Raw genomic sequence first — 8,052 nt, 5'->3', positions numbered from 1 at the left:
CGGGGGCCACCGCCGCCCTGTCCGGCGCGCTGGGTTCGGCGGGCGAGGCCGGGCGAAAACTCGCCGGAAGGCTGCGCCAGGGCGCATCGTCGATGGGGGCTGCGGCCCGGTCGGCCACCGCGCGAGCCGAGGGTGCGGTGGCCGAGAAGCGTGAGCTCAAGGCCGCGATCCGGCGCGTCGAGGCCGACTCCGAGGTCACGATCGACCAGACGCCGCAGCAGCCTGTCCTCGAACCCCCGGTCCCGCTGCTCCCGCCCGAGTCCGGTGCGCAGCCGAGCCGCGCCCAGAGCCGCTTCGTCCTCGCGTCCTTCGCCGCGGCGACCCTTGCCGCCGGCCTCTTCGCCGGGGCAGTCGCGTTCCGGCCGCCGCAGTCCGACCTCGAGGCCATCCTCGGATCCGACGCGACGGCGCCCGTGAGCACGTCTACCAGCAGCCAGAGTGCCAGCCCGACCAGCGAGGACTCCGCCGCCCCCGGCACGGGCGAGCAGCTCGCCATCGTCGGCGCCACCGGATACGACCCGGAGGGCGACAACCTCGAATACAACGACCTGGCCGCGCGCGTCTACGACGAGGACAAGGCGAGTTTCTGGCAGTCCGAGGGCTATCAAGGACCGAAGTTCGGCGGCCTCAAGAGCGGTGTCGGGCTCATCGTCGACTTCGGTCAGGATGTCACGCCCAAGCAGATCACCCTGACGTTGCCGAACCCCTCCGACCTCGAGCTCTATCTCGGCACCTCGCCCGACCGCGCCGGAGCCAACCGCATCGGGACGGTCAGTGGCGAGCAGGGCGATGTCACCCTCGATGTCACCGACGGCGCGGCCGGCCGCTATCTCATCGTGTGGTTCACCGACTCACCGCTCGTGTCCGACGGCCGCTATCGCGCCATGCTCGCCGAGGTCAGTGCGACCGGATGAGCGACATTGCAGGGGATGCCACTCGGCCGGCGACCCCGGACGGGCTGCTTGACCTGCGCGAATGCTCCGACAAGGGGCTCATGGCGCGGCACAACGACGGCGACACCGACGCGTTCGGCGAACTCTTCCGCCGGCACAAGGACCGCATGTGGGGGGTGGCGCTGCGCACCTGCGGCAACCCCGACCTGGCCGCCGATGCCGTCCAGGACGCCTTCATCTCCGCGCTCCGCCGCAGCGACAGCTACCGCGGCGATGCGGCCGTCACGACGTGGCTGCACCGGATCACCGTCAACGCCTGCCTCGACCGGCTCCGCCGGCAGAAGCCGACCAGCGAGTTGCCCGAATACGACCTCACCGACGGCAGCGACGCGCCACGTGATGTCGACATCAGGCTGACGGTCCAGGAGGCGCTGGCCAAGATCCCCGAGCAGCAGCGCGCCGCCTTGGTGCTCGTCGACATGTATGCCGTGCCCGTCGCGGAGGCGGCCGAGATCCTCGGCGTCGCCGAGGGGACGGTCAAGTCCCGCTGCTTCCGCGGCCGGGCGGCCCTGGCCGAGATCCTCGCCGACAAGGCGCCGGAGACATCCGGAAAATCCGTTGAAAATTCGATGGAACCGGACGGCGAGGCATGACGTCACAACCGGGTACCAATCCCGCGTATCGCGACCGGAGACCCCGCCCGGGCCGCCTCCGCGCGCATTCGATCGACCGAGGGAGCAGGCGGTGAACACCCCCGAGCTGGGCAACGTCCCCATCGAGGACGACCCCACGGGCATGCGCGCTCTGCTGTCCTCCCTGCCCGATCCCGGGCCGATGCCCGAGGAATTGTCCGCCCGCATCCTGGCCGCCCTGGAGCGAGAGGCGCGATACGCCGAGGCCGGCAGCATCTGGGACGAGGAGCCGCCGCCCGAGGTCCCCGACGTGCCCGAGCGCCCGGCGACCCATCCGCCCGCTCACGGCGCCCACTCGACGATCACGCCGCTGGTCCGCAAGCGCCCGAGGTGGCAACCACTGCTCGCCGCGGCCGCGGCCGCCGGCGTCCTCGCCTTCGGAGGTGGGGCGATCTTCCGGCTCCTCAACACCGGGGCCAACAGCAACAACTCGGCTGTCGGTGGCGCGCAAAACGATGCCTCGGCCAAGAGGGAGAACGTGGAACCCGCGGCACCGGCGGCCACCGCACACGAGAGCTCGGCCGCGGCGTCGGCCTCCTCGAGCGCCGAGGGCGGCGGCTATGCGGCGGGCTTCCGCGTTCTGGCCAGCGGCACGGCATACAGCGCCACGGACTTCGCCGCGCAAGCGGGTCGCGTCATGTCCGCACCCGCACCGGGCAGCTCGACGACCCCCGCCGGCGGGCTCGCCGTCGAATCCGCGGCCCGCGCGTGCGCGAAAGCGATCGGAGCACCCGAATCCAGCCTGCTCGTCGTCGACTTCGGCACCTTCGACGACTCCCCGGCCGTGCTGATCGTCGCCGAGGGCACCACGGGCGACCCGCAGGCGTATGTCGTCACCCCTGAATGCTCGGCGACCGACGACACTGTGCTCGCCGGCCCGGCCGCCGTCGGCTGAGGGAACAAGCAGCGCCTAGGATCTGTTCAAGACCGCATCGCCCGCGCTTCGGCATCGGGCGGCGACCCGAGACGACCCACCTGCTTGCGTCCGCGAAGGAATGATCACCGTGTCGAGCGAGCCCACCAAGGCCCCCGTGCGCTCCGTCATCATCATCGGCTCCGGCCCCGCCGGCTATACGGCCGCGATCTATGCCGCCCGCGCCGCCTTGGAGCCGCTGGTCTTCGAGGGTGCCGTCACCGCCGGCGGCGCGCTGATGAACACCACGGAGGTCGAGAACTTCCCCGGGTTCACCGACGGCATCATGGGGCCCGACCTGATGATGAACATGCGCGGCCAGGCCGAGCGGTTCGGTGCCGAGATCATCACCGATGACGTCGCCGCGGTCGACCTGACCGGCGAGATCAAGTACGTCACCGACGGCGAGGGCAATGTGCACCGGGCCCGCGCGGTCATCCTGGCGATGGGATCGGCATACCGTGAGCTCGGCCTGCCCGACGAGAAGCGCCTCTCCGGGCACGGGGTCTCGTGGTGCGCGACCTGTGACGGCTTCTTCTTCCGCGACCAGGACATCGCCGTCGTCGGCGGCGGCGACTCGGCCATCGAGGAGGCGACCTTCCTGACCAAGTTCGCCAAGTCGGTCACCATCGTCCACCGGCGAGATGAGCTGCGCGCCAGCAAGATCATGGCCGATCGCGCCTTCGCTGACCCCAAGATCTCCTTCGCTTGGAACAGCAAGGTCACCGCCATCCACGGCGGCGACAAGCTGACCGGCATCACGCTGGAGGACGTCAACACCGGCGAGTCCCGCGAACTGCCCGTCACCGGCCTGTTCATCGCCATCGGGCACGACCCGCGCAACGAACTCGTCAAGGGCGTCGTCGACCTCGACGACGAGGGCTACGTCTTGGCCCAGGAGCGCACCAGCCTGACCAATGTGGCCGGCGTCTTCGCCTGCGGCGACCTGGTCGACAAGCGTTACCGCCAGGCCATCACCGCGGCCGGCTCCGGCTGCGCCGCGGCACTCGATGCCGAAAAGTTCTTGTCCCACAACTGAATTCGTCTCTTCTAGACCACCAATAACCGACTGAGAGGTATGCCGCAATGGCGACCCTGACCACCACCGACTCCACCTACGAACTCGACGTCCTCCAGAGCGACACCCCCGTGCTCGTCGACTTCTGGGCCCCCTGGTGCGGCCCCTGCCGCGCCGTCGCCCCGGTGCTCGAGGAGATCGCCCGCGACAACGACGGCAAGATCAAGGTCGTCAAGCTGAACACCGACGAGAACCCCGACGTCACCCGCCGCTACGGCATCACCTCCATCCCGACCATGCACGTCGTCGTCGGCGGCGAGGTCGTCAAGACCCTCGTCGGCGCCATGCCCAAGCCCAAGCTCATGCGCGAACTCGAGCCCTACCTGGCCTAGCTTGCCGTGCTTCCCGCCTGCTGCTTTCGGGCCGCAATCCGGGCGAGACTGGAGCCATGACTCGCACCGAACACGACTCCATGGGCGCCATCGAGGTGCCCGACGATCGCTATTGGGGCGCCCAGACCGAACGCAGCCTCCACCACTTCGATATCGGCCGGGATGTCTTCGTCTGGGGCCGGCCGATGATCCGAGCCCTCGGTGTCCTGAAAAAGGCTGCAGCACAGGCGAATTGCGAGCTCCGTGAGCTTCCCGCAGCCACCGGTGAGCTGATCGGGCGGGCGGCTGACGAGGTCATCGCCGGCACTCTGGACGACCACTTCCCCCTCGTGGTCTTCCAGACCGGTTCGGGCACTCAGTCCAACATGAACGCGAACGAGGTCATCGCCAATCGGGCTGCCGAACTGGCCGGCGGTGTCCTCGGATCGAAACAGCCGGTTCATCCCAACGACGACGTCAACCGTGGTCAGTCCTCCAATGACACCTTCCCCACGGCGATGCACATCGCAGTCGTCAGCGAGCTTCGCGAGCGCCTCTATCCCGGTGTCACGCACCTGCGCGAGACGCTCGCCGCCAAGTCCGCCGCCTACAGCGACGTCGTGATGGTCGGCCGCACCCATCTGCAGGACGCCACCCCGGTCACCCTCGGCCAGGTCATCGGCGGCTGGGTGGCCCAGATCGACCAGGCGATCGCCGCGGTGCAGCGGGCCGAGGACGACGCACGTGGACTGGCCATCGGAGGCACAGCGGTGGGCACGGGACTCAACGCCCATCCCGACTTCGGCCCTCGGTGCGCCGAACGCATCTCCGCTCTGACCGGCATACCCTTCCACCAGGCCCCCGACCTCTTCGCCGCCTTGTCCGCCCACGACGCCATGCTGGGGGTGTCAGCGGCACTGCGGACGCTGGCGATGGCGTTGATGAAGATCGCGAACGACGTCCGCTGGTACGCCTCAGGACCGCGAAATGGTCTGGGAGAGCTAGTTATTCCCGAGAATGAGCCGGGCAGCTCCATCATGCCCGGCAAGGTCAACCCCACCCAGTGCGAGGCGCTGACGATGGTGGCTGCCAAGGTATTCGGCAACGATGCCACCGTTGCCCTCGCCGACAGCCAGGGCAACTTCCAGCTCAATGTCTTCAAGCCGGTCATCGCCTGGTGTGTGCTCGAGTCGATACGGATCATCGCCGACGCGTGCGTCTCGTTCACCGACCACTGCGCCGTCGGCCTCGAGCCCAACCGCGACCGCATCGCCGAGAACCTCAGCACGAACCTGATGCTGGTCACGGCGCTGAACCGGCATATTGGCTATGACCAGGCGGCCGCCATCGCCAAGCGGGCGCACGCTGCCGGGCTGACTCTGCGCGAGGCGGCGCTGGAGTCGGGTGCTGTCACCGCCGAACAGTTCGACACCTGGGTGGTCCCGGCGGACATGACTCGCCCATCGGGCGCCTGAGGGCCCATAAGCCTGAACCCCCATCATGCGCCTGACACGCAGCGGCGCCTGACACGGCCGGTGCACGAGCACGTGACGATCGGCGGTTAGGGTGGAGTGGTGCCGATCGATGTTTCACGTGAAACCGAGCCCGAACGTGTCTCGCTCTTCCGCGTTTCACGTGAAAAGCCACCTGTCGGAGACCAGCAGCGCAGCCCCAAACCCGCCACCCCGCGGATCGTCGCGGTGTCCAACCAGAAGGGCGGCGTCGGCAAGACCACGACCGCTGTGAACCTGGCCGCTGCCTTGGCCCAGGACGGGCTCGGCGTCCTGCTCATCGACATGGATCCGCAAGGTAATGCCAGTACGGCGCTGTCCATCCCCCACGACGAGGACGACCTCGGCATCTACGACGTCATCATCGACGGCCGGCCCTTGATCCGGGTGGTCAAGGAGTGCCCCGACATCACCGGATTGTGGTGCGCGCCCTCGACGATGGACCTCGCCGGGGCAGAGATCGAACTCGTGGACATGCCGCATCGGGAACGCCGGTTGAGGCAGGTCATCGAGCAGCTGTATGCCGCCCTCGACCGTTCTCGTCGCCCCGCACCCGACTATGTGGTCATCGACTGTCCGCCCAGTCTCGGTCTCCTCACGCTCAATGCGCTGGTTGCCGCGGATGAGGTCTTCATCCCTATCCAGTGCGAGTACTACGCCCTGGAAGGGCTGACGGCGCTGATGCGCACGATCGGATTGGTCCAGGGGGCCTTGAATCCCACGCTCACGGTGGGTGCCATCCTGCTGACGATGGTGGACGGGCGCACCAACCTGGCAGCCCAGGTGGCCGACGAGGTGCGCGCCCACTTTCCGGCCCAGGTCCTGCGCAACACCATCCCGCGCTCGGTGCGCCTGTCAGAGTCACCGAGCTTCGGCCAGACCGTCATGACGTACGACCCGACCGGCACCGGCGCCTTGAGCTATCGCGCCGCGGCTCGCGAATACGCCCATCGCCAGGGCGGCACCCATCACAAGGAGAGCGCTCAATGAACGAACGTCGCCGTGGACTCGGCAAGGGCCTGGGCGCCCTCATCCCGCCGGCCCCCACCAACGGAGCCGGGGACGGGACGGATCGGCCGCGGCCGGTTGACGTCTTCTTCCCCGACGGCCGGCCTTCCGTCGACTCACGGCCGGAATCCACTGTGCCGCAACGCGATCCGGCACGCGCGGGCACTGTGGCGAACCGCGCAGGCACCGTAGCGGACAGCGCGGGCACTGTAGCGGACAACTCGGGCACTGTGGCGGACAGCATGGGAATCATGGTGGACACCGCGCCCGCCTTCGCCCCGCCGGCGCCCTCGACGACGACCCCAGGCGACCTCGTCGACGTCCCCGGCGCAAGCTTCGCCGAGGTCGCGATCACTGACATCCGGCCCAACCCGCGCCAGCCGCGTTCGGTGTTCGACGAGGACGAACTGGCCGAACTGACGGCCAGCATCCGTGAGATCGGCGTCCTGCAGCCGGTGGTCGTGCGCCCTGCACAGGGCGGCTACGAACTCGTCATGGGTGAGCGTCGCTGGCGGGCCGCCGGCGCCGCCGGCCTGGAACAGATGCCCGCAATCATTCGCGCGGTCGACGACGACGACCTGCTGCGCGATGCCCTCCTGGAGAATTTGCACCGCAGCCAGCTGAATGCGCTGGAGGAGGCCGCGGCATACCAGCAGCTTCTGGACGACTTCTCCTGCACGCAGGAGGAACTCTCCGCCCGCATCGGCCGCTCCCGGCCCCAGATCAGCAACACGCTCCGTCTACTGAAGCTGCCGCCGCTCGTGCAGCGACGGGTAGCCGCCGGTGTCTTGTCGGCCGGCCACGCGCGCGCCCTCCTCGGCCTCTCCGACGGAGGCGCCATCGAGCGCCTCGCCCAACGCGTCGTGGCAGAGGGACTGTCGGTGCGCACGGTGGAGGAGATCGTCGCTCTCGGAGATATCGGGAATGACGAAAAGCCCTCTCACACAAGGAGACCCGTCGCCGCTCGGCCCGAGCTCGTGGAGATCGAGTCCCGTCTCTCGGACTTCCTCGACACCCGCGCCAAGATCGCCATGGGAGCCAAGAAGGGCCGGGTCACGATCGAGTTCGCGACCCTGGAAGACCTCGGCCGCATCCTCTCTGCCATGGGCGTCGACCCCGCCGACCGCCTCCCCGACGACGCGTAACCACCCGGCGCTGGTGATCCCGGCCGCTCCAGCCATGACATGGTCGGGACTGTCCACCCATGTTGGGTCAGCGGTGTGGAGAAGCCGAACCCTGGGAGGGTGGGGATGACCAAGTGTTAGGCGTCCCGAGGGTCGCCGCCGTGGGCGCGAGGATTCGTCAACGGCCCGATCAAGTCCAGGTACTCGATGATGGAACTCGGCCACCCGGTGGTCATGATCATCGGGATGGCGTCCGGTTCGGGGGAGCGGACGTGCAGCACGTGCAGGTGTGCTCCGTCGATCTCGGTGATGAACTGCTCGTACTGGTTGATCTTGTCTTCCGTCTCGCGCCAGTCGAAGTCGTTGCGCCAGTAGTCGACCAAGTCGCGCATGTAGGCCAGCGGCGCGCCGCGGCTCCAGCCGACATCAGGAGTGGCGCCCGCCAACGGGTCGCGTCCAGTCGCTGATGCAGGTCATCGATGGCGGACTGAGGGATCTGTGGTTCCCCCCGAATCGTGGAGG

The 8,052-nt window shown here is 68.5% G+C and carries 9 protein-coding genes; 8 read left to right on the top strand and 1 reads right to left on the bottom strand.

Annotated elements, in window-relative coordinates:
• The 8 genes from BN11_RS24140 to BN11_RS16505 form a co-directional block, all read left to right on the top strand.
• Positions 1–914, top strand: a 914-nt coding sequence (locus BN11_RS24140; RefSeq protein ID WP_048699453.1) for a hypothetical protein, incomplete at its 5' end; no start/stop codon positions are given.
• A complete protein-coding gene (gene sigM / locus BN11_RS16535) occupies positions 911–1,546 on the top strand; it encodes an RNA polymerase sigma factor SigM (RefSeq protein ID WP_048699452.1) in 636 nt (211 codons plus the stop codon). The genes BN11_RS24140 and sigM, both read left to right, overlap by 4 nt.
• A gap of 91 nt (positions 1,547–1,637) precedes the next feature.
• Complete coding sequence (locus BN11_RS16530) at positions 1,638–2,480, top strand: hypothetical protein (protein WP_048699451.1); 843 nt, start codon at positions 1,638–1,640, stop codon at positions 2,478–2,480.
• 109 nt (positions 2,481–2,589) lie between these two features.
• Entirely contained in the window at positions 2,590–3,537 is a 948-nt protein-coding gene (gene trxB / locus BN11_RS16525; protein ID WP_407667990.1) for a thioredoxin-disulfide reductase, read from the top strand.
• A 47-nt stretch (positions 3,538–3,584) separates the two neighbouring features.
• The gene (gene trxA / locus BN11_RS16520; protein WP_048699449.1) at positions 3,585–3,908 is read left to right on the top strand and encodes a thioredoxin; all 324 of its coding nucleotides are present in this window, start codon (positions 3,585–3,587) and stop codon (positions 3,906–3,908) included.
• 56 nt (positions 3,909–3,964) lie between these two features.
• Entirely contained in the window at positions 3,965–5,362 is a 1,398-nt protein-coding gene (gene fumC / locus BN11_RS16515; protein ID WP_048699448.1) for a class II fumarate hydratase, read from the top strand.
• Between the two features lie 105 nt (positions 5,363–5,467).
• Positions 5,468–6,388 carry a ParA family protein gene (locus BN11_RS16510; RefSeq protein WP_048701765.1) on the top strand — a complete coding sequence of 307 codons (921 nt, stop codon included), beginning with the start codon at positions 5,468–5,470 and terminating at the stop codon, positions 6,386–6,388.
• Entirely contained in the window at positions 6,385–7,551 is a 1,167-nt protein-coding gene (locus BN11_RS16505; protein WP_048699447.1) for a ParB/RepB/Spo0J family partition protein, read from the top strand. The genes BN11_RS16510 and BN11_RS16505 overlap by 4 nt, the downstream gene beginning before the upstream one ends.
• 116 nt (positions 7,552–7,667) lie before the next feature.
• Here BN11_RS16505 and BN11_RS16500 read toward each other — a convergent pair whose 3' ends face one another.
• On the bottom strand, positions 7,668–7,976 hold the full coding sequence (locus BN11_RS16500) for an epoxide hydrolase N-terminal domain-containing protein (RefSeq protein WP_201329287.1): 309 nt from the start codon (positions 7,974–7,976) through the stop codon (positions 7,668–7,670).
• Positions 7,977–8,052 lie beyond the last annotated feature (76 nt).

The sequence above is a fragment of the Nostocoides australiense Ben110 genome, from assembly GCF_001050535.1.
Taxonomy (GTDB): domain Bacteria; phylum Actinomycetota; class Actinomycetes; order Actinomycetales; family Dermatophilaceae; genus Nostocoides_A; species Nostocoides_A australiense.
This window is presented reverse-complemented; position numbering and strand designations above follow the sequence as displayed.